This window comes from Pseudomonas piscis, assembly GCF_009380155.1.
In the GTDB taxonomy this organism is placed as follows: Bacteria; Pseudomonadota; Gammaproteobacteria; order Pseudomonadales; family Pseudomonadaceae; genus Aquipseudomonas; species Aquipseudomonas piscis.
In genome coordinates this window covers 620,078-641,646 of record NZ_WHUV01000004.1, presented here as the reverse complement: position 1 = coordinate 641,646, position 21,569 = coordinate 620,078, and the positions used below count along the sequence as shown (strand labels likewise).

Below are 21,569 nucleotides of genomic sequence, written 5' to 3'. Positions count from 1 at the left end.
CGCCCCCTCTACACCTCGCTCAATTCCTCCAGGGTCCGGCCCCGGGTCTCCATCCCGAAGCGCCAGACCACCGCCGCCGCGACCACGAAGCACGCCGCCCCCAGGGCGAACACGCCCCCCTGCCCGGCGACTGGCAATACCAGCCCCGTCACCAAGGGCCCCAGCAACGAACCGATACGGCCAACCGCCGAAGCGAACCCCGAGCCCGTGGCCCGGGCCGAGGTCGGATACAGCTCCGGGGTGTAGGTGTAGAGCACCGCCCACATGCCGAACAGGAAGAACTGCATCAGCAACCCGGTGCCGATCAGCAGGCTCGCATTGCCGCCGAACACCGCGCTCTGCCCGTAGAAGAAGGCCATGATCCCGCCACCGAGCAAGGTGACGATGCACACCGGCTTGCGCCCCCAGCGCTCCACGAGCCAGGCAGCCATGAGGAACCCCGGGATCCCCCCCAGGGAAATCAGCACCGTGTAGTACACCGACTGGGTCACCGCGAAACCGGACTGCTGGAGCAGCGCACTGAGCCAGGAGGTCAGGCCATAGAACCCCAGCAGGGCGAAAAACCACAGGCTCCAGATCATCACCGTGCGCTGGCGATACTGCGGCGACCAGATCTGGCGCAACGCAGAGAAAAACTGCCCAGGCGCGCTCTCTATGCGTGGCAGGCGCACGGGCTCGGGCAGCTGGCTGGTGCCTAGCGATGCCCGCACCTTGTCCTCGATGCCTTGCAGTACCCGGTCGGCATCGGCATGGCGCCCGGCCTGCTCCAGCCAGCGCGGCGATTCGGGAATGAAGAAGCGGATCGCCAGCACGAACAGCGCTGGGATCGCCAGCACCAGGAAGATGTCGCGCCAGCCGATCAACGGCAGGAGGAAGTACGACAGCACCCCGGCGGCGACGAAACCCAGGGGCCAGAAGCCATCCATCAAGGCGATGTAGCGCCCGCGTCGTTGCGCCGGGATCATCTCCGAGAGCATCGACTGGGCGATGGGAAACTCCATGCCCATGCCGATTCCCAGCAGCACCCGGAACAGGGTCAGGCTGTCCACGTCCTGGGCCGTGGAGCACAGGTAGCTGGCCACGCCCCAGAGCACGATGCTCCACTGGAACACCGGCTTGCGACCGAAACGGTCGGCGAGCATTCCCGATAGCGATGCCCCCAGCACCATGCCGAAGAAGCTCGAGCTGGCCAGCAGCCCGGCCTGGGCCGAGCTCAAGCCGAACTCGGCTTTGATCGAGCCCAGGAGGAAGGTCATCATCGCCAGGTCCATGGAGTCGAAGAAGAACGCCAAGGCGATGATGATGAAGATAAGCCGGTGATAGCCGCTGATGGGTAGCCGCTCCAGGCGCTCCGCAGCGCTGTACTCCTGTATGCCCATGCCCCGTCCCCCACAGTCGAATACTTGACCGTCGGAGTGTGCGGGATCGAGACCGGGGCTGATTGCCGAGGGCGACCTGCCCGCATCCACCAGCGACGCCCAGGGTCGCAACGCCAGCAGGCCGGTCGACGCGGGGCCTGTCCTGGGAGTGCTATGTCGTGGCGGGGCTATACCGGGCGGCGAGCGCTGATCTCGGCGCAGCGTCTTTGCAACAAATCGCGCAACAGCTTCACCGGTTTGCTCAGGTGCGCCCGATGGGTGCAGAGCAGGTTCAGCGACGCCCGCTCGCAGGTCAGCTCCGGCAGCAGCACTTGCAGGCGCCCCTCCAGCACATCGGCGGCCACATCCAGCCAGGACTTGTAGACGATCCCGGCCCCGGCCAGGGCCCAGCGCCGGACCACATCGGCATCGTCGCTCAGGCGGTCGCCACTGACGCTGAGGCTCACCTCGCGTTTGCCGTCATGAAAGCTCCAGAGATCGTGGGCCCGGCTGTCGAGCATGTACAACAGGCAGTTGTGCTGGGCCAGTTGCTCCAGTTGGCGCGGCTCGCCATGGCGCGCCAGGTAGCCGGGAGCGGCGCACAGTACCCGGCGGTTTTCCGGGGCCACCGGCAGGGCCACCAGGCTCGAGTCCTCCGGTTCACCGTAGCGCAGGGCGATGTCCACCGGCTGGCGGAACAGGTCGGCGATCCTGTCCCCCAGCAACAGGCGCACGCTGAGCTTGGGATGCTCGCGCTGGAACTCGTCGAGCCAGGGCAGCAGCAGGTTGCGCCCGAGATCCGAGGGAGCGGAAAGCTGCAACACACCGCTGACCTGGTCCTGCCCGCTGGCCAGCAGGCGCCGACCTTCATCCAGGTTGCCCAAGGCGGCGCGGGCGTATTCGAGAAAACCCTCGCCCTCGGCGGTCAGGCGCAGGCTGCGGGTGGAGCGAGCCAGCAGGCGTGCGCCGAGGTGGTGCTCGATGCGCTTGAGGGCGGCGCTGGCCACCGCCGGCGAAAGGTCCATGACCCGGGCCGCCGCCGACAGGCTGCCCAGGTCAGCGGCACGCACGAACAACTGCAAGTCATCGAATCGCAACACGGCCAGCCTCGGATTATCAAAAAAACATTGAAAGAGACTGCTCTTTTAGCCGGTTTTACCCGGTTGAGAAATAGCCAATCATCTCTCCATCGTCCAGTTCCACCGAGGAATACCCCGATGTCCGAACCCTTCACCGCCATTGCCACCCTGGTCGCCCGGCCAGGCCAGCAGCACGTGCTGCAACGTGAACTCAGTGCCCTGGTGACCCCCAGCCGCGCAGAGGCCGGCTGCCAGTATTACCAACTGCACCAGGATGCCGAGCAGCCGGGCACCTTCTACGTCCTGGAGCGCTGGGATAACCAGGCGGCCCTGGACCTGCACAACGGCACCGCACACTTCCAGGCCTTCCTGGAGCACACCCGCGATGCCCTCGAACACTTCGAACTCAAGCGCCTGCAACTGATCGCCTGACCCTCTTCAATCTTCTTAAAGGAACCCATCATGAAAGCCATCGCCTATTACCAATCGCTGCCGATCGACGATCCACGCGCCCTGCAAGACATCGAACTGCCGGAACCGACTCCCGGCCCCCGCGACCTGCTGGTGGAGGTCAAGGCCATCTCGGTCAACCCGGTGGACACCAAGGTACGCCGCAACGTCCAGCCCGAAGACGGGGCGGCCAAGGTCCTGGGTTGGGACGTGGCCGGGGTGGTCAAGGCCGTGGGCAGCGAAGTCAGCCTGTTCAAGGCTGGCGACCAGGTGTTCTACGCCGGCTCCATCGCCCGCGCCGGGGCCAACAGCGAAGTGCACGTGGTGGATGAGCGCATCGTCGGCCACATGCCCAAGAGCCTGGGCTTTGCCGAAGCCGCCGCCCTGCCGCTGACGGCGATCACCGCCTGGGAACTGCTGTTCGATCGCTTGCAGGTCAGCCAAGAGCCAGCTGACAAAGGCCAAAGCCTGTTGATCGTCGGCGCCGCCGGCGGTGTCGGTTCGATCCTCACCCAACTGGCGCGGCAACTGACCGGGCTCAAGGTGATCGGCACCGCCTCCCGCGAGCAGACCCAGACCTGGGTGCGCGAGCTGGGCGCCCATGCGGTGGTGGATCACAGCCAGCCACTGAGCGCCGAACTCAAGCGCATCGGTATCGAACAGGTGACCCACGTGGCCAGTCTGACCCAGACCGACACTCACCTGGACCAACTGGTCGAAGCCCTGGCACCCCAGGGCAAGCTGGGGCTGATCGACGATCCGCAAAGCTTCGACGTGACCAAGCTCAAGCGCAAGAGCCTGTCGCTGCACTGGGAACTCATGTACACCCGCTCGCTGTTCGAGACTCCCGACATGCAACAGCAACACGTGATCCTGACGCGGGTCGCCGAGCTGATCGACGCCGGCACCCTCAAGACCACGGTCGGCGAGCACTTCGGCCGGATCGACGCCGCCAACCTGCGCCGCGCCCACGCCCTGCTGGAAAGCGGCAAGGCCAAGGGCAAGATCGTCCTGGAAGGTTTCTGAGGCAACGCCAGGCGGCCAATACCACGCTAGCGGCGTGGTGTCGGCCGTCAGTCAGAGAGTTGATTCCGGTCATGGTTTTGACCTTGTTCAGGTCTACACTGGGGCTCCCTTGCAGTGCAGTCTTTTACCGTTAGGAGGTCAGCAATGAAGATCCTGATAAAAGAATTGGCAACCCCTCAAGGCTCCCAATGGCAAGTACGCCTGGACCAGCACGCCGTGACATTCCGCAGCGAGGCCGAGGCCCGGGCCTTCACCCAGACCCTGCAGGGCCGGCTCCAAGCCCCGCATACGATTCCCCAGCCACAACGCGCCGCCGGTTGACTCAGCGAGCGGCCTGCAGGGCCCGGGCGTTCTGCAAGCGCCGGGTCATGACCGCCATGCTCACCGCCAGCACGCCGCACAGGCAGATGACCATCGCCATGGGCGTGGCGCTGCCGTCGTGCAGCACGCCCACCAGGTAGGCCGCGCCTGCGGCCACACTGAACTGCAGGCACCCCAGCAGCGCCGAGGCGCTGCCAGCCCGTGCACCCTGGCCATTCATGGCGCAGGCCGCGGCGTTGGGGATGATGCATCCCAGGCTGGCGATGCATACGAACAGCGGTACCAGCAGCGGCCACAGCGCCTCGGTGTGCAAGGTACTGATGCCCAGCAGGGTCAGGCCCGCCGCCAGGTAGATCCACACGGTGCGCGCCAACAGGAAAGCCGGTCCGCGCTTGGCCAGCAGCCGCGCGTTGACCTGGGCCACCAGGATGAAACCGCCGGCGTTGATCCCGAAGAACCAGCCGAAATGCTCCGCTGGCACCCCATAGAGCTTGATGAGAACGAAGGGCGAGCCGGCGATATAGGAGAACATCCCGGCAATGGCGATCCCGCCGGTCAGCGCATGCCCCAGGTACACCCGGTCCTTGAGCAGCAAGCCGTACTGGTGCAGCGCCCCGGACAACGGCAGGCGCGCTTGCTCGGCCGGCATGCTTTCCGGCAAGCCCAGGGCCACCGCCAGCCCGGACAGGGCACTGAACAGCGTGAGCATGATGAAGATCGACTGCCAGCCATGCAGATTGACCAGCAGCCCACCGAGCATGGGTGCCAGGATCGGCGCCAGGCCCATCACCAGCATCAGTTGCGAGAACACCTTGGCCGAACCCACCGCATCGCATTTATCGCTGACCACCGCACGGGAGATCACCATCCCGGCGCAACCGCCCAGGGCCTGGACGAAGCGCGCACCGATCAGCCATTCCAGGCTCGGCGCATAGGCGCACGCCACCGACGCCAAGGTGAACAATCCAACCCCGGCCAGCAGCGGCGGTCGGCGGCCGAAGCGATCGGCCAATGGCCCATAGAGAAGTTGCCCGATGGACAACCCCAGGAAGTAGGAGGCCAGGGTCAGCTGGACGTGTTTTTCATCGGTGGCGAAAGCCTGGGCCATCGCCGGGAAGGCTGGCAGGTAAAAGTCGATGGCCAAGGGGCCGAATGCGCTCAGGGCGCCGAGAATCAAGATAATGCGTAGGTTCATGGCATCCAAACGAGCGTCGGGTCAGCGGCCCGATAGTTTATCCGTGCTTGGACGCCTTGAACATTCCGGTAGGTCGCTAACGATCAGATCGATCAGGCAACCTGCACCGCATAGCCTTCTTCGCTGATCAGGCTGATCACTTCATCGTTGGACAGCCGGCTCTCGACCCCCACTTCCTTGGCCGCCAGGTCCACCCGCACGGTGGCTGCCGGATCCTTGCTCTGCAAGGCCTGGGTGATGGCTCGCACGCAGTGGCCGCAGGACATGCCTTGAACGTTGAATACTTGCATTGCGCTTCTCCTGTGTTGAAGTTGGGCAGAGTCTTGTCCTTGCCACCATGGCAAGGTCAAGTTCCAGCGCAACCTGCCGGGCTGGAAATCGACGCCGCGCTCGGCCAAGCTTCACTCCTTATGTCATCAAAGCGGGAGATTCAGCCATGCGCTGGTCAACTTTCAGCCTCGTCGGCCTGCTGGGCCTGTTCGCCGCAGTGCCACCGGCCCTGGCCGCCGGCGAGGATTACGGCGTACTGATCATTTCCAGGGAGCGGCTGGAAGTCGCCACCTCCTGTGAAATCGGCCTGTACATCCAGGACCAGCTGGCCGGCCGGCTGTTCCAGGAACAGAGTACGTCCTTCAACCTGCCCGCAGGCAAGGTGGCGCTGAGCCTGAAGCTGCTACCGGGCCAAGCGCCAGGCTGCAACGCCGGCATGCTGGCCCCCAACGCCCAGGAGGTCAGCCTCAGGGCTGGCGAAGTGCTCAAGTACCGCATCGCCACCAGTCCCTCCGGCATGTATCTCAAGCCCGCCTCCCTGGGCTACTGACCGGTTGCCCGGCGTCCCTCGACGCCGGGCCGGTGCATTTTGTCCCTGGGACAAAATGAAGCACCCGCGCAATGCCCCTTGACCTTGCCTGCGTGGCAAGGTTGATCCTGTAGCCAACCGTCTACAGGGAGTGGTCCCCATGTCCGATTCAATCACCTTCAACCTGCCGATCGCCGGCATGACCTGCGCCAGTTGCGCCGGACGCGTGGAGCGCGCCCTGGGCAAGGTCGCCGGCGCCGCTGCGGTGAGCGTCAACCTGGCCACGGAACAGGCCCGGGTCGAGGCACCGGGAGGCAGCCTGCCAGCCTTGCTGGCCGCCGTGGAAAACGCGGGCTACAGCGTGCCCGTGCAGAGCCTGGAACTGAGCATCGGCGGCATGACCTGCGCCACCTGCGCCGGCCGCGTCGAGCGCGCCTTGAGCAAGGTGGCGGGAGTGCGCAGCGCCAACGTCAACCTGGCCACCGAGCGTGCCCACCTGGAGCTGCTGGGCCAGGTCGATCCGGCGCTGTTGATCGAGGCAGTGACCAAGGCGGGCTATCGCGCCAGCCTGTGGCAGGCCGAGCAACGCCATGACGCCGATCCCCAACACCAACTGCGGCGCGAGCGCTGGAGCCTGGCACTGGCCATCTTGCTGGCCCTGCCATTGGTGCTGCCAATGCTGGTGGAGCCCTTCGGCCTGCACTGGATGCTCCCGGCCTGGGCCCAGTTCGCCCTGGCCACGCCCGTGCAATTCATCTTCGGTGCGCGCTTCTACGTGGCGGCCTGGAAAGCCGTGCGCGCCGGCAGCGGCAACATGGACCTGCTGGTGGCCCTGGGCACCAGTGCCGGCTACGGCCTGAGCCTTTATGAGTGGGCCACGGCCGCGCCAGGCAGCATGCCGCACCTGTACTTCGAAGCCTCGGCGGTGGTCATCGCCCTGGTGCTGCTGGGCAAGTACCTGGAAAGTCGCGCCAAGCGCCAGACCGCCAGCGCCATCCGCGCCCTGGAAGCCTTGCGGCCGGAACGGGCGATCCAGGTGATCGACGGACGCGAACAGGAAGTGGCCATCAGCGCGCTGCGCCTGGGCGACCTGGTACTGGTCAAGCCCGGCGAGCGCTTCGCGGTGGACGGCGAGGTCGTCGAAGGCCAGAGCCATGCCGATGAAGCCCTGATCAGCGGTGAAAGCCTGCCGGTGCCCAAGCAGCCCGGCGACAAGGTCACCGGCGGCGCCATCAACGGCGAAGGCCGACTGCTGGTACGCACCCAGGCCCTGGGCGCGGAAACCGTGCTGGCAAGGATCATCCGCCTGGTGGAAGACGCCCAGGCCGGCAAGGCGCCGATCCAGAAACTGGTGGACAAGGTCAGCCAGGTGTTCGTGCCCACCGTGCTGGTGCTGGCGCTGATCACCCTGGTGGGCTGGTGGTTGTCCGGCGCATCCCTGGAAACCGCCCTGATCAACGCCGTGGCCGTACTGGTGATCGCCTGTCCCTGTGCCCTGGGCCTGGCCACCCCCACCGCGATCATGGCCGGTACCGGCGTCGCCGCGCGCCACGGCATCCTGATCAAGGACGCCGAAGCCCTGGAACGGGCCCATGAGGTCAGCTCGGTGGTGTTCGACAAGACCGGCACCCTCACCTCGGGCACCCCGCGCATCGCCCATATGCAAGCCGTGGATGGCAATGACGACAGCCTCCTGCAACTGGCCGGCGCCTTGCAGCGCGGCAGCGAACACCCATTGGCCAAAGCCGTGCTGGACCTGTGCCAGGAGCGCCAGCTGGCGGTCGCCGATGTCAGTGCCAGCCAGTCCCTGACCGGCCGCGGCATCGCCGGCACCCTCCAGGGCCGGCAACTGGCCCTGGGCAACCGTCGCCTGCTGGAAGAAAGCGGCCTGAACCCGGGCGACCTGGCCCAGGCCGCCAAGGACTGGGAACACGAAGGCCGGACCCTGTCCTGGCTGATCGAGCAAAGCCCGCAATCCCGGGTACTGGGCCTGTTCGCCTTCGGCGACACGCTCAAGCCCGGTGCCCTGCAGGCGGTGCAGCAACTCAGCGCGCGGCACATCAGCAGCCACCTGCTGACCGGTGACAACCGTGGCAGCGCCAAGGTGGTAGCCGATGCCCTGGGCATCACCGACGTCCATGCCGAAGTGCTGCCCGCGGACAAGGCCGCCACCGTGGCCGAACTGAAGAAAACCGGGGTGGTGGCCATGGTCGGCGACGGCATCAATGACGCCCCGGCCCTGGCCGCCGCGGACATCGGCATCGCCATGGGCGGCGGTACCGACGTGGCCATGCACGCGGCCGGCATCACCCTCATGCGCGGCGAGCCACGCTTGATCCCGGCCGCCCTGGAGATCAGCCGCAAGACCTACGGCAAGATCCGCCAGAACCTGTTCTGGGCCTTCGTCTACAACCTGATCGGCATTCCCCTGGCCGCCTTCGGCCTGCTCAACCCGGTGCTCGCCGGCGCCGCCATGGCCTTGTCCAGCGTCAGCGTGGTGAGCAATGCGCTACTGTTGAAAACCTGGAAACCCAAAGACCTGGAGAATGCCGGATGAACATCGGCCAAGCAGCGCGCAAGAGCGGCCTGAGCGCCAAGATGATCCGCTACTACGAGTCCATCGGCCTGCTCAAGCCGGCCCACCGTAGCGACAGCGGCTATCGCCTGTACGGCAACGAAGACCTGCACAGCCTGGCATTCATCAAGCGCTCCCGGGACCTGGGCTTCTCCCTGGAAGAAGTGGGCAAGCTGCTGACCCTGTGGCAGGACCGCCAGCGAGCCAGCGCCGACGTGAAGGCCCTGGCACGCCAGCACATCGACGAGCTGAACCAGAAGATCCGCGAACTGGCGGGCTTGCGCGACACCTTGCAGGACTTGGTGGAGCACTGCCACGGCGACCACCGCCCGGACTGCCCGATCCTCAAGGAGCTGGCCTCCGGCAGTTGCTGCGGACCTTGAGTGCGGCATGCTTGGTGTAGCCGCTGCCGCAGGCTGCGCACGGGCGCGCAGCGCTCGCGAAATCGAGTCCTGGAGGTCCTGCGGACCTTGGCGCAGCCTCGCAGGCTCGACAGCGGTTACAGGGAGCCGAGGTGGTCTGCAGAAATGAAAAATCCGGCCTCGGCCGGATTTTTCATGGGTCACTGCATCCAGGGCGGAGGCGGTGGCTCGTCGGATTTGCCCGGCGGTCTTTCGTCCTCCGCACGGGCAGCCCGGCGGCGCTCTTCGTCGAAGCGCGCCGCTTCGATCTCGCGCATCACGCTGCCCACGTCCGCCCGCTCCTGGGAGTCGGCGAACTCACCGGTCAGCACGCTGCCCGGATGCAAGGTTCCCGCCTCGTACAAGGCCCACATTTCCTTGGCATAGCGGGTGCGCTTGAGCTCCGGGGCGAAGCGCCCGAAGTAGGCGGCCATGTTGCCGACATCGCGCTCGAGCATGCTGAAGGCATGGTTGTTACCGGCCGCATCCACTGCCTGGGGCAGGTCGATGATCACCGGCCCTTGCGGCCCCAGCAGCACGTTGAACTCGGACAGGTCACCGTGCACCAGGCCGGTACACAGCATCAGCACGATCTGGGAAATCAGGAAGGCGTGGTATTCACGCGCCTGCTCCGGCTCCAGCACCACATCGTTCAGGCGCGGCGCGGCATCGCCGTATTCGTCGGCCACCAGTTCCATGAGCAGCACGCCTTCGAGGAAGTCGAACGGCTTGGGCACCCGGACCCCGGCATTGGCCAGGCGAAACAACGCGGCCACCTCGGCGTTCTGCCAAGCGTCCTCGGCCTCCTTGCGCCCGAACTTCGAGCCCTTGGCCATGGCCCGGGCCTGGCGGCTGTTGCGGACCTTGCGGCCCTCCTGATACTCCGCCGCCTGGCGGAAACTGCGTTTGTTGGCCTCCTTGTAGACCTTGGCGCAACGTATCTCCTTCCCGCAGCGCACCACATACACAGCTGCTTCTTTGCCACTCATGAGTGGACGCAGCACCTCATCTACCAGACCGTCTTCGATCAGCGGTTCAATGCGTTTTGGAGTCTTCATCAGCTTTTATTCTGGTTCCCTTGTTACCAAACACGCGAAAGTCACTCGTTATACGGCAATCCTCCCACGACGGGAAAGGGCTGCCGGTCTCCCCTGCCCTGCAATGCACGCAATATGCCGCTGCAGCCCTTGTCCACCAGTGGACAATGCTGGCCGGGCGCCCCCGACAGAAGAATTTTTCTTCCTGCCGACTCAATTTTCCACGGCCTGGGCCGACGTCATTAGAGACAAGGGAGTTTGTCCGACAATCCAATAAAGACGTCAGCATCCGGCCAAGGTTCGATCGCCGCCTGCCGCACTCGCTCCAGGGATGGCAACCCGCACAGATTCCAAGCTGCCCAGGGTTTCGCGAAGTGCCCGCACTTCGTGGACTGACAACACAACAAGAAAAACCGGAGCGCAGATGAACATCAGACAGAAACTCACCTGGGCCTTTGCCGTCATCGCCTGCCTCCCCGTGGTGCTGGTCGCCACGCTGGTGGTGATGAACCTGCGCAGCGATGCCGAGGACGGCTTCGTCGACAGCAGCAATCGCGAAATCCGCCAAGTGGCCAACGCCATGCAGCTGTTCTTCGAGGGCATCAGCCAGAACATCGATTACCTGGCGGCTCAACCCCTGCTCACCCAGGCCGGCGACAACCTCAAGACCTGGATGAGCGCCGAAGCCGCCAAGGCCCCCGAAGGCGAACAGGACAAACGCATCTTCGAACTGTTCGCCGCCATGGCCGCCAGCCATCCGGCTTACTCCTATGTGTCCTATGGCGTGAGCAATGGCGGCTACGTCTCCTGGCCCGCCGACCTGAAGCTGAGCAACTACGACCCACGTGTGCGCCCCTGGTACCAGACCGCCCAGGCCAACCCGGGCAAGACCCTGCGCACCGCGGCCTACTACTGGGCCAACGACGATGCGGTGCTGGTCAGCACCGTGCGCTCCCTGGGCAACCAGTTGGGCGCCCAAGGCGGCGTGGTCGCGGTGGACGTCTCGCTCAAGCAGCTCACCGAGATCGTCAAGCAGATCAAGCTGGGCGAATCCGGCTACCTGATGCTCCTGGAAAACAGCGGCACCATCCTGGTGGACCCCAAGCAGCCGGAACACAACTTCAAGTCTCTGGGCAGCCTCGGCAGCGGCTACGAGCAACTGGCCAAGGCCGGCAAGGGCCTGGTGCAGGTGGAGCTGGGTGGCAAGCGCTACATGGCCAACATCTGGCCTTCCGAGCAACTGGGCTGGACCTTCATCGGCCTGATCCAGCAGGACGAAGTCATGGGCCAGGCGACCCAGCTGACCTGGATCATCGCCATCATCGCCGGGGTCCTGGCGGTGTTGTTCGCCGTGTTCGGCGCCAGCTTCGCCGGCCTCATCGTGCGTCCGATCCGGGGCGTGGCCAGCGGCCTGGAAGGCATCGCCCAGGGCGAGGGCGACCTGACTCGCAGCCTGGACATCCGCGGTCGCGATGAAACCGCGCAACTGGCCAACTGGTTCAACCAGTTCCTCGCGGCGATCCGCAAGCTGATCCAGAACATCGGCCAGGCCGCCCAGAAGATCCTCGCCACCTCCCACTCCTCGACCCAAGTCTCCAGCGACATGGCCGAGGCCGCCGGACGCCAGCGCGAAGCCGTGGACATGGTGTCCACCGCGTTCCATGAAATGGTCGCCACGGCCAACGAAGTGGCGCGCTCCTGCAGCCAGGCCGCCGAATCCGCCGACAGCGGCCAGCGCCAGGCCCGCGAAGGCCAACAGCAGATCGACGCGGCGGTGCACAGCGTCGATCGCCTGAGCCAGGAGATCGAACAATCGGCGCAATCGATGCAGCAACTGGAGCGCGACAGCAACGATATCCAGTCGATCCTCGGCACCATTCGCTCCATCGCCGAGCAGACCAACCTGCTGGCCCTCAACGCGGCCATCGAGGCCGCGCGCGCCGGTGAACAGGGCCGTGGCTTTGCCGTGGTGGCCGATGAGGTCAGGGCGCTGGCCAAGCGCACCGCCGACTCCACCGCCGAGATCGACGGCCTGCTGGGCAACCTGGCCAAGCGCACCAGCGCGGTGACCCAGCAGATGCATGCCAGCCTGGAAGTGTCCCAGCAATCGGTGGAGCGCATTGGCCTGGCGCGCAACAGCTTCGGGCAGATCCGCGAATCGGTGGATGTGATCCGCGACATGAACACCCAGATCGCCACCGCCGCCGAAGAACAGCATCAAGTGGCCGAAGACATCAACCGGCACATCAGCCAGATCCATGGCGACGCGCAACTGGTGGCGGAACTGGCCAACTCGGCGCGCCTGGACTCCCAGAGCCTGGCGGACCTGTCCAACGAACTGGACGGCCTGGTCCGGCGCTTCAAGACCTGACCCGTGGCGGCGAGGGGAATGCCCCTCGCCTGGCCGGCGCCGTCAGCGCTCGACGATGGCCGTCACGCCCTGCCCGCCCGCGGCACAGATCGAGATCAACCCACGCCCCTGCCCGGCCACGCTCAACAGCTTGGCCAGGTTGGCGACTATGCGCCCGCCGGTGGCGGCGAAAGGATGTCCCGCCGCCAGGGAACTGCCCTTGATATTGAGTCGCGAACGATCGATCGCCCCCAGGGGCGCCTCCAGGCCCAGGCGCGACTTGCAGTACTGCGGGTCTTGCCAGGCCTTGAGGGTGCACAGCACCTGGGCGGCGAAGGCTTCGTGGATCTCGTAGTAGTCGAAGTCCTGCAGGCTCAAGCCGTTGCGCGCCAGAAGGCGTGGTACGGCATACACCGGAGCCATCAGCAAACCTTCGGCGCCATGGACGAAGTCCACCGCTGCCGCCTCGCCGTCACGCAGGTAGGCCAGGATCGGCAGGCCACGCTCCCGGGCCCATTGCTCGCTGCCCAGCAACACCAGGGAGGCGCCATCGGTCAGGGGGGTCGAGTTGCCGGCAGTGAGGGTGCCCTGGCCGCTGCGGTCGAATGCCGGCTTGAGTCCGGCGAGCTTGTCCAGGGTCAGGTCCGGGCGCAGGTTGTTGTCCCGGGTCAGGCCGAGGAACGGCGTCAGCAGGTCATCGTGCCAGCCCTCGGCATAGGCGGCGGCCATGTGCAGGTGGCTGTCCAGGGCCAGCTGGTCTTGCGCGTCTCGGGGAATGTCCCAGGTCTTGGCCATCTGCTCGCAATGCTCGCCCATGGACAAGCCGGTACGCGGCTCGCCGTTGCGCGGCAGCTCCGGCTTGAGGTGGCGCGGGCGCACCTGGGACAAGACCTTGAGCTTGTCACCCAGACCCTTGGCCCGGTTGGCCTGAAGCAGGATCTTGCGCAGCCCTTCGTTGACCCCGATCGGCGCATCCGAGGTGGTGTCGACACCACCGGCGATGCCGCAGTCGATCTGCCCCAGGGCGATCTTGTTGGCCACCAGCAACACCGCCTCCAGGCCCGTGCCGCAAGCCTGCTGGATGTCATAGGCCGGGGTGGTGGGCGACAGCCGCGAGCCCAGCACGCATTCGCGGGTCAGGTTGAAATCCCGGGACTGCTTGAGCACCGCTCCGGCCGCCACCTCGCCGATGCGCAGCCCATGCAGGTTGTAGCGCTCGATCAAGCCCTCGAGGGCAGCGGTGAGCATGGCCTGGTTGCTGGCGGTGGCGTAAGGACCGTTGGAACGGGCGAAGGGGATACGGTTGCCGCCGATGATCGCGACGCGACGCAGTTGTGTCATGGAAAGCTCCCTGTTCGGTGAATGCGACTGCGGTGGGTATCTCCTCCACCAGCGTAGGTTCTCATCCGGCGCCTGCTCGGCCCTGGAGGGAGAACCCCTGATCGAACGACCCGAAGCCATTCGTGGTCCACACTTTGAACCCCAACCTGCGGAGTGCGTTCCATGTCCGACCGTTATATCGACTTCGCCAACTCGGGCATCGGCCAGCGCCTGGTCGGGGCCCTTGGCCTCCCCTCGCCGGCGCGCCTGGAGCGCTGGCAGGCTGGCCGCCTGCGGCCCATCGAAGGTGCCTTGCTGATCGGCGGCGGCCCCCTGGCGCGACGGGTGGCGGACCTCGCGCCACGCCTGACCGATGCGATCTACAGCTATGGCAGCGACCCGGCCCTGGCCAGCCCCTGGATTCCCGGACACGGCCCCAGGCTCAAGGCCGTGGTGTTCGACGCCAGCGAACTACTGCAGATCGACCAGCTCAAGCAATTGCGCGAATTCTTCCAGCCGCTGCTGCGCAACCTGGCGCCCAGTGCCCACCTGGTGCTGCTCGGGCGCCCGCCGCAAAGCCTCGACGCGCCCTTCGCCGCCAGTGCCCAGCGCGCCCTGGAAGGCTTCAGCCGTTCCCTGGCCAAGGAGTTGCGCAACGGCGCCACCCTGCAACTGCTGTATGTGGAGGCCGGGGCCGAAGACCAGCTGGAAGGCGCATTGCGCTTCTTCCTCTCGCCCAAGAGCGCCTTCGTTTCCGGCCAGGTGCTGCACCTGCAGCCCTGCACCGCCCAGGTCCGGGACTGGAGCCGGCCCCTGGCCGGGCGCAAGGCCCTGGTCACCGGGGCGGCCCGGGGCATCGGCGCGGCCATCGCCGAGACCCTGGCCCGGGATGGCGCCCAGGTGCTGTTGCTCGACGTTCCCCAGGCCCAGGCCGACCTCGAGGCCCTGGCCGCACGCCTTGGCGGGCAGGCCATCAGCCTGGATATCTGCGCCGAAGACGCAGCGCCAAGGTTGCTCGAACAGTTGCCCCGGGGCCTCGACATCCTGGTGCATAACGCCGGCATCACCCGGGACAAGACCCTGGCCAACATGACCCCGGAATACTGGGATGCGGTGCTGGCGGTCAATCTCGGGGCACCGCAGGTATTGACCCAGGCGCTGCTGGACAGCCAGTGCCTGCACGAGCATGGCCGGGTGATCCTGCTGGCCTCCATCAGTGGTATCGCCGGCAACCGCGGCCAGACCAACTACGCCGCCAGCAAGGCCGGGCTGATCGGCCTGGCCCAGGCCTGGGCGCCACGGCTCAAGGCCCGGGACATCAGCATCAATGCCGTGGCCCCAGGGTTCATCGAGACCAAGATGACCGCCAGCGTACCCTTCGCCTTGCGCGAGGCCGGGCGACGCATGAGTTCCCTGGGCCAGGGCGGCCTGCCCCAGGATGTCGCCGAAGCCGTGGCCTGGCTCGCCCAGCCCGGGAGCGGCGCGGTCAGCGGGCAGGCCCTGCGGGTCTGCGGCCAAAGCGTACTGGGAGCGTGAAGATGACAGGACACTGGCATGAGCTGAACATTCCCGCGTCGCTGCCGACGCTGTTTCTCAAGGCCGCATTGCGGCGCAAGATCAGCGGCACGCACTTGCCCGACCAGGGCCTGCGTTGTTGGATCAGCCTCGACCCCGGGCAACTGGCGGCCTACCGCAAGGTCTGCGGGTTTACCGACAACGGCCTGCTGCCCGCCACCTACCCCCATGTGCTGGCGTTCCCGCTGCAGATGCAACTGCTGACCGCCAGCGACTTCCCCTTTCCCTTGCTGGGGCTGGTGCACCTGGGCAACCGGATCCGCGTGCTACGACCCATGGGCAATGTCAGCAGCGTGCGGGTCGGGGTCCGGGTGGATAACCTGCGCGCCCACGCCAAGGGCGCGACCTTCGACCTGGTGACCAGCATCGACGACCTGCTGGGGCCGCTCTGGGAAGCCCGCAGCGAGATGCTTTGTCGCGGGGTCAAGCTGGGCGCTTCCGGGCCAGCGCCAACCCCTGCCGAACGTGAGCCAGGCCCAGGCCTGGAGGCCGTGGCCAACTGGCGGGCAGAGAGCGATAGCGGCCGGCGCTATGCCAAGGTGTCGGGCGACTACAACCCGATCCACCTGAGCGCCTGGAGCGCGCGACTGTTCGGTTTTCCCCAGGCCATCGCCCATGGCCTGTGGAGCAAGGCCCGGACCCTGGCGGCGCTGGAGCAGCACCTGCCCACGGCGGGCGTGCAGATCACGGTGCGCTTCGCCAAGCCGGTGCTGCTACCCGGCGAAGTCCGCCTGCTGGCCAGCGCCGCCGGCTCCAGCGGCGACTTGCAACTGCTGGGCAAGGGTGGACTGCAACATATGCAAGGAGACTGGCAACCACTGCCCTGAGCGTCGTCACCCTCGGCGAATCAGCACGACTCCAAGGATGATCAGCAGCAATCCGGCCATCTTGCCGAGGCTGATCGGCGCCTCGCGAAACCCGGCCCAACCGAAGTGATCCAGGGCCAGAGCCATGCTCAACTGGCCGGCCAGCACCAGCGTCATGAACAGCAAGGCGCCAATGCGCGGTCCGGCGAACGCCGCGACGGTGATGAAGAACGCTCCCATCAAGCCCCCGCACCAATGCCACCAGGTCAGCCCCTTGAGGGCGCTCAACGATGGCGTCTCGCGCTGTATCAACACCAGGAGCAGCAACGCCATGGTGCCGACGAAGAAGGAAATCATCGCCGCGACGAACACACTACCGACCTGCTTGGCCAACTGGCCATTGACCCCGGCTTGCAAGGCAATCAGGGCACCGGCAACGAACGGCAGGCACAGTAGCCACCAGACTGGAGTCAACATCAAAAGCTCCTGCAAAAATTAAGGCGCGCAGTATAAGCCAGTGCCTCGACTGGCAACACGGGCCAGCCAGCGCTGCAGCCAAGCTTTTTCACCCTATTAATTGTATGTATATAACTTTGGTCGAGGGCCGCCAGCGGTGCTGCCCGGCAAGTTCATTAGTTGTTGTTTTAGATAGCCTTTCTTAAATACACGCAGACTCTTTCAATACTTTCAGGCTATTCATTTATAAGCATCCGGGAGCCGAAGAATAAGTCATTAATACCAACTTCATAATTGTTCGAAGTTCCCTTCGCGACTTTCATCTGGACAACGGACGACGACATCTCCAGCAGTAGAACTGGCGAGCCATCGAAGACAACAGACGTTGTAACAGGTGCAAGGAACAACTCTCATGAACACTCAATTCGGATGGAAGACGTTAACGGCCCTGACCATGATCCTGACCCTCAGCCTGGCCGGCTGCAGCGGTGGCGGTGGCGGCCACAAAAGTGGCGGCAGCAGTTCTTCATCGCCTGCCAGTAGCGACGGTGGAACTGGCGGTGGCACGGGCGGAACTGGCGGAACTGGCGGTGGCACCGGAGGCACGGGTGGAACCGGAGGTACAGGTGGCACAGGCGGAACCGGAGGTACAGGCGGCACTACCACCCCCCTGACCACCAGCAGCCTGGTATCGGACCTGGGTACCACCATCAGCGGTGTCGGCACCGGGGTCAGCGGCCTGGGCGACTCACTGAGCGGCACCCCCGTGGTCGGCGGCGTGGTGCAAAGTGCGGTCAATACCACCGGTAACGTGGTGGATACCGTGGGCGATGGCCTGACCAATGGCCTGGGCAAGCTGGGGAGCGATCCCAAGGCCCTGAGCAAGACCACCGCCACCGTCGGCAACGTGGTCAGCGACGTCGGTACCGGAGTCACCGACCTCAGTGGCAAGCTGGCCACCAGCACCCAGAGCGTGCCGGTAGTCGGCGGCGTGGTCACCCGCGTCGCCCCTGCACTGGGCAGCGTCGGCGCCCGGGTGACCATGCTCGGCAATACCCTGAGCACCACCACCAGCAACGGCCCACTGGGCACCCTGACCGACAATGTAGGTAACCAGGCCCTGGTGCCGGTGGTCAGACTGGCCGAAGGCGCCACCGGCAAGCTGGGCAGCGCCACAGGACTCGGTGCTCCGGTCAATGGGTTGCTCGACAAGGTGGACCAGGCGCTGGACAACACCGGCGACAAAGTCAGCGATGCCGGCAACGGCAGCCCGGTCACCGGACTGCTGGGCAATGCACTGAACAACACCGGCACCAGCCTGGGTACTGCCGGCGGCTACCTGATCGCCTCCGGTGGTGGTAGCGGTAATGGTAGTGGTAGCGGCGGCACCGGGCTCAACACCGGCCTGCTGGAAACCGTGGGCGGCGCCGTGGCTAACTTGAGCAACGGCCTGAACGCCGGCAACACCAACGGCACCGTCAGCGCCGGCGGCGTCACCGGCGCCTCCGCCGGTGGCCTGGTGGCCTCGGTCGGTGGCGCGCTGGGTGGCAGCGGTACTCCCAACCTGCTAATCACCGCGCCACTGGCCAGCGTCGGGGCGAACCTCGGCTCGGCGCTCAATCCGGTCACCTCGGCGGCCAGCGGCCTGACCCAGCAAGTGGGTGCCGCCACCGGTACCGGCGCACCGATCGCCGGCCTGCTGAACCAGGTGGGCGGTGCGGTAAGCAACGTCGGCACCAGTCTCGCCGGCAGCACCGGCACCGGCCAGGTCGGCACGGCCCTGGGCGGAACCCTGAACGCAGTGGGCGGCACGGTGGCCTCGGTGGGTGGCCTGGTCAACGGCGGCAATGCTCCCAGCGGCGGCCTGCTGGGTGGCCTGAATGTCGGAGCATCCATCAATGGCGGTGCCTCGACCGGAACCACCAACGGCGGCCTGGGCGGCGTGGTAGGAGGCCTGACCGGCGCCCTGGGCGGCACTCGATAATTTGCACCTGGCCGATTCGACGGCCCCACCTACAGCGCCTACGCTTGGTTGAAGGCGAGAGATTCAAATGGGTCTCTCGCCTTTTTGTTCATCCTGGGCACGACATTTCTGCGCCGCCCCGGGCCTGTACCCGACGGCTACCAGGCATGAGCATTCTTGGCTCCACCGCAATTCGACCATGGAGTGTCCTATGCGTACGTTGGCCAGCTTGTTGTTACTCGGGTGCTGCTCCAGCGCCTTTGCCGACTCCCTGCCGCGCTTCCTCAACAACAACGACAGCATCAACAACCTGCCGACCCCCAACCTGCCGTTGGACGCCTACCGCCCGGCCAGCCCGCAGCTGCAGCTCCCCGAAGAACCCACGACGTCCAGGGACCAGCAACCGCTGATGATGGGCACCAAGGTCACCGTGCGCCAATTGCAGATCGAAGGTGGCACTGTCTATCCGCTGGAAGAGCTGGCGGCCATCTACCAGCCGCTGATCGGCCATGAGGTCAGCTTCAGTCAACTGATCGAAGCCACGCGCAGCATCACTCGCCGCTACCAGGACGACGGCTACCTGCTGTCCTACGCCTTCATTCCACAGCAACGTTTCGACCAGGGCACCTTGCGGATCGTGCTGGTGGAGGGATACATCCGCGACTACCAGTTGCAGGGTGACATCGGCCCGGTGTCGGCCTACCTGGACCAGTTGGTGGCCAAGCTCAAGGCCGAGCGCCCGCTGACCCGCAAGACCTTCGAACGCTACACCACGCTGATGAGCCGGGTGCCCGGGGTGACGTTGCAGGCCGTGGTACCACCACCTGGCACCACCGACGGCGCGACCGGGCTGGTGGCCGTGGCCAGCCGCAAGCCCATCACCACCACCCTCAACAGCAACCAGGACAACCGCAATGGCATGCAGGCCCTGGTGGGCATCAGCAGTAATGCGCAGACTGCCTGGGGCGAGCAACTGGCCCTCAGCGGGTTGTTCCCGCCAGGCAAGGACAAGGAGCACTACTACCGCCTGGACTACAACCAGCTCCTGGGGTCGGAGGGCACCCAGCTGAGCCTGTACGGTGCACGCTATCGAGCCGATCCCCATAGCGACGTGCTGCTCAGCAACGGCCTGGTGCTGGAACCCCATCGCGAGAACGACCGGTTTTCCATTGGTGTCAGCCACCCTTTCATCGCCTCGCCCAACGAAATGCTCACCGTCGGTACACGCCTGTACGCGGTGAACGACAAGACCCGCTACCGGGTGAATGGCTTGCCTTTGACGTTGGAGGAAAAGACCGACATTCGCGCCCTGGCACTGGAAGGGGACTGGAGCAAGTCGGACCAACGCCAGCTGCGAATCCTCAGCGCCGGCCTGTACCGCGGCCTCGACAGCATGGGCGCCAAGACCAACAACACCCTCTACGACCTGGACTTCTTCCGTGTGCGCCTGGCCGGCGTGCAGAGCAATCGCTTCCTCGACAACTGGCAGGGCGTGCTGTCCGGCGCCCTGTACTGGAGCCGGGACAACTTGCCGGACAGCGAACGGGCCAGCTTTGGCGGCCAGAACTTCGCCCGGGGTTACCCCGATGACCAGACCACCGGCGACAAGGGCTGGGGCGTGGCCTATGAGGTCAACTACAGCTTCAATCGCGAAGGAACCTGGGTCCGGGTGCTGCAGCCCTACGTAGTGCTGGATCGCTCCAAGACCTGGTTCAACGAACTGCCAGTCAGGGGCAGCAGCCTGTCGTCGGCCGCCGTCGGCCTGCGCTTTGGCGACACCAAGCACTACAACATCGCCGTGGAAGCCGCCAAGCCCATGTCCGACGAAGCCCTGGACACCTACAACCGCCGGCCGCGCTACAGCCTGAGCTTCAGCTACCAGCTCTGAACGAACAGTTGCGTGACTTGTGGCCCGCCTCGGCGGGCCTTTTTTTGCCGCTTCGCCATGTCTCGGGCACGCCAAGGCCCCGGTAATCCGGGACCCGTGGCGAGATAAGGGAGTCAGGGCCCGACGACTTGCAGCCGGGGCTCGGGGAACAGGTTGTTGAGGGTTTCCAGCAGGCGCACGTGGTAGATCGGCTTGCGGAACAGGTCCAGGACCTGCAGGCGCAGCAAGTCGCTGACATCGTCCATGTCGGCATGGCCCGACATGACGATGACCGGCAGGTGCTGGCGCGAAGTGTGCTCGCGCAGGCGCTTGATCAACGACAAGCCACTCTCCTCGGGCATGCGCAGGTCGGTGATGACCAGCGCGATGTCCGGATGGCGGGTGAGATGGTCCAGGGCCAGCCTCACCGAGAGGGCGGTGAAGCAGGTGAAACCCTCGCCCTCCAGCAGCTCGGCGAGTTCCATCAGTGCGTCTTCTTCATCATCCACAAGAAGCAGTTGCTGGCGTGGGGTGGCTGGAGTGCTCATGAACCTTACCTTGAACGGGCTGCTCGACGGCCTTCATTGCAGCATGTTGCCTGCCTCAAGGGGTACGCACCACTGGCGCACCTCCCAGGGCGACGAGAATATTGTTGAAGGTTGCCATTACCTGGTTCCCCAGGGGAGTCACGAACATCACCACAACCACGGCGACCATCGCCACCACGATCGCGTACTCGATGGCCGAGGCACCTTCGGTACGGTCAAGAAACAGGCGCGCCCTGAGCAACAAATATTGAAGGATCATCCTAGCTCTCCTTTGCGCCAGACGGCGCCGATAGAACCGCACCGGGTCCATTTCCCCGGTGCTAATTGAGCATTGTCAACAAAACAGGGCCCAGCAACTGTAAGAACGGATTAATCACTAAGTATTAGTTGGAAGGTAACCGCCAGAAATCCAGACACTGTTGAGAGCGCTGTACTTTTGTCAG

At 65.4% G+C, this 21,569-nt stretch carries 20 protein-coding genes and 1 pseudogene; 12 read left to right on the top strand and 9 right to left on the bottom strand.

Translation table 11 applies throughout. The features are described 5' to 3' along the window. Positions 1-8 precede the first annotated feature (8 nt). Together GDH07_RS24780 and GDH07_RS24775 are read right to left on the bottom strand one after the other, a co-directional pair. Positions 9-1,379, bottom strand: coding sequence for an MFS transporter (locus GDH07_RS24780; RefSeq protein WP_152899176.1), 1,371 nt, complete (start codon positions 1,377-1,379; stop codon positions 9-11). Between the two features lie 167 nt (positions 1,380-1,546). Continuing rightward, positions 1,547-2,458: a LysR family transcriptional regulator gene (locus tag GDH07_RS24775; RefSeq protein ID WP_343038330.1), complete on the bottom strand. Its 912-nt coding sequence runs from the start codon at positions 2,456-2,458 to the stop codon at positions 1,547-1,549. A 117-nt stretch (positions 2,459-2,575) separates the two neighbouring features. Between GDH07_RS24775 and GDH07_RS24770 the strand changes: the two genes are divergently transcribed. The 3 genes from GDH07_RS24770 to GDH07_RS32380 all read left to right on the top strand — a co-directional run bounded on the left by GDH07_RS24770 (position 2,576) and on the right by GDH07_RS32380 (position 4,234). After that, entirely contained in the window at positions 2,576-2,869 is a 294-nt protein-coding gene (locus tag GDH07_RS24770; RefSeq protein ID WP_152899174.1) for a putative quinol monooxygenase, read from the top strand. Positions 2,870-2,899: 30 nt separating this feature from the next. After that, on the top strand, positions 2,900-3,913 hold the full coding sequence (locus GDH07_RS24765; protein WP_152899173.1) for a zinc-binding alcohol dehydrogenase family protein: 1,014 nt from the start codon (positions 2,900-2,902) through the stop codon (positions 3,911-3,913). 144 nt (positions 3,914-4,057) lie between these two features. Further along, positions 4,058-4,234: a hypothetical protein gene (locus tag GDH07_RS32380; RefSeq protein WP_022642106.1), complete on the top strand. Its 177-nt coding sequence runs from the start codon at positions 4,058-4,060 to the stop codon at positions 4,232-4,234. 1 nt (position 4,235) lies between these two features. Here GDH07_RS32380 and GDH07_RS24760 read toward each other — a convergent pair whose 3' ends face one another. Both GDH07_RS24760 and GDH07_RS24755 read right to left on the bottom strand, forming a co-directional pair. Beyond that, positions 4,236-5,429 (bottom strand): Bcr/CflA family multidrug efflux MFS transporter, encoded by a 1,194-nt coding sequence (locus tag GDH07_RS24760; RefSeq protein ID WP_152899172.1) that lies wholly within the window; start codon positions 5,427-5,429, stop codon positions 4,236-4,238. A 92-nt stretch (positions 5,430-5,521) separates the two neighbouring features. Then, on the bottom strand, positions 5,522-5,719 hold the full coding sequence (locus GDH07_RS24755) for a heavy-metal-associated domain-containing protein (RefSeq protein WP_022642104.1): 198 nt from the start codon (positions 5,717-5,719) through the stop codon (positions 5,522-5,524). 146 nt (positions 5,720-5,865) lie between these two features. Between GDH07_RS24755 and GDH07_RS24750 the strand changes: the two genes are divergently transcribed. The 3 genes from GDH07_RS24750 to cueR all read left to right on the top strand — a co-directional run bounded on the left by GDH07_RS24750 (position 5,866) and on the right by cueR (position 9,186). Further along, positions 5,866-6,249 carry a hypothetical protein gene (locus GDH07_RS24750; RefSeq protein WP_022642103.1) on the top strand — a complete coding sequence of 128 codons (384 nt, stop codon included), beginning with the start codon at positions 5,866-5,868 and terminating at the stop codon, positions 6,247-6,249. 139 nt (positions 6,250-6,388) lie between these two features. Further along, positions 6,389-8,785 carry a heavy metal translocating P-type ATPase gene (locus GDH07_RS24745; RefSeq protein ID WP_152899171.1) on the top strand — a complete coding sequence of 799 codons (2,397 nt, stop codon included), beginning with the start codon at positions 6,389-6,391 and terminating at the stop codon, positions 8,783-8,785. After that, entirely contained in the window at positions 8,782-9,186 is a 405-nt protein-coding gene (cueR, locus tag GDH07_RS24740) for a Cu(I)-responsive transcriptional regulator (RefSeq protein WP_053132196.1), read from the top strand. Before GDH07_RS24745 ends, cueR begins: the two co-directional genes overlap by 4 nt. Positions 9,187-9,365: 179 nt before the next feature. Here cueR and GDH07_RS24735 read toward each other — a convergent pair whose 3' ends face one another. After that, positions 9,366-10,262 carry a PA4780 family RIO1-like protein kinase gene (locus GDH07_RS24735; protein ID WP_022642101.1) on the bottom strand — a complete coding sequence of 299 codons (897 nt, stop codon included), beginning with the start codon at positions 10,260-10,262 and terminating at the stop codon, positions 9,366-9,368. 310 nt (positions 10,263-10,572) lie between these two features. Between GDH07_RS24735 and GDH07_RS32965 the strand changes: the two are divergent. After that, a pseudogene (locus GDH07_RS32965) lies at positions 10,573-11,754 on the top strand (cache domain-containing protein); the annotation flags it as partial. Between the two features lie 90 nt (positions 11,755-11,844). Further along, entirely contained in the window at positions 11,845-12,612 is a 768-nt protein-coding gene (locus GDH07_RS32960; protein ID WP_371857902.1) for a methyl-accepting chemotaxis protein, read from the top strand. Positions 12,613-12,654: 42 nt separating this feature from the next. Here the strand turns inward: GDH07_RS32960 and GDH07_RS24725 are convergent, their stop codons facing one another. Beyond that, entirely contained in the window at positions 12,655-13,932 is a 1,278-nt protein-coding gene (locus GDH07_RS24725) for an acetyl-CoA C-acetyltransferase (RefSeq protein WP_022642099.1), read from the bottom strand. Between the two features lie 162 nt (positions 13,933-14,094). Between GDH07_RS24725 and GDH07_RS24720 the strand changes: the two genes are divergently transcribed. Together GDH07_RS24720 and GDH07_RS24715 are read left to right on the top strand one after the other, a co-directional pair. Then, positions 14,095-15,447 carry a 3-oxoacyl-ACP reductase gene (locus tag GDH07_RS24720; RefSeq protein WP_152899169.1) on the top strand — a complete coding sequence of 451 codons (1,353 nt, stop codon included), beginning with the start codon at positions 14,095-14,097 and terminating at the stop codon, positions 15,445-15,447. Positions 15,448-15,449: 2 nt separating this feature from the next. Continuing rightward, positions 15,450-16,313 (top strand): MaoC/PaaZ C-terminal domain-containing protein, encoded by an 864-nt coding sequence (locus tag GDH07_RS24715; RefSeq protein WP_152899168.1) that lies wholly within the window; start codon positions 15,450-15,452, stop codon positions 16,311-16,313. A 6-nt stretch (positions 16,314-16,319) separates the two neighbouring features. Here the strand turns inward: GDH07_RS24715 and GDH07_RS24710 are convergent, their stop codons facing one another. Next, on the bottom strand, positions 16,320-16,769 hold the full coding sequence (locus GDH07_RS24710; RefSeq protein ID WP_022642095.1) for a DMT family transporter: 450 nt from the start codon (positions 16,767-16,769) through the stop codon (positions 16,320-16,322). A 391-nt stretch (positions 16,770-17,160) separates the two neighbouring features. On the opposite strand from GDH07_RS24710, the gene GDH07_RS24705 reads away from it, so the two are divergent. Together GDH07_RS24705 and GDH07_RS24700 are read left to right on the top strand one after the other, a co-directional pair. Further along, on the top strand, positions 17,161-18,732 hold the full coding sequence (locus GDH07_RS24705) for a collagen-like triple helix repeat-containing protein (protein WP_152899167.1): 1,572 nt from the start codon (positions 17,161-17,163) through the stop codon (positions 18,730-18,732). 190 nt (positions 18,733-18,922) lie between these two features. Continuing rightward, the gene (locus GDH07_RS24700) at positions 18,923-20,599 is read left to right on the top strand and encodes a ShlB/FhaC/HecB family hemolysin secretion/activation protein (protein ID WP_152899166.1); all 1,677 of its coding nucleotides are present in this window, start codon (positions 18,923-18,925) and stop codon (positions 20,597-20,599) included. A 113-nt stretch (positions 20,600-20,712) separates the two neighbouring features. On the opposite strand, the gene GDH07_RS24695 is transcribed toward GDH07_RS24700, so the two are convergent. Continuing rightward, a complete protein-coding gene (locus GDH07_RS24695) occupies positions 20,713-21,126 on the bottom strand; it encodes a response regulator (RefSeq protein WP_152899165.1) in 414 nt (137 codons plus the stop codon). Positions 21,127-21,181: 55 nt separating this feature from the next. Continuing rightward, the gene (locus GDH07_RS24690) at positions 21,182-21,385 is read right to left on the bottom strand and encodes a Flp family type IVb pilin (RefSeq protein WP_152899164.1); all 204 of its coding nucleotides are present in this window, start codon (positions 21,383-21,385) and stop codon (positions 21,182-21,184) included. Between the last annotated feature and the right edge of the window lie 184 nt (positions 21,386-21,569).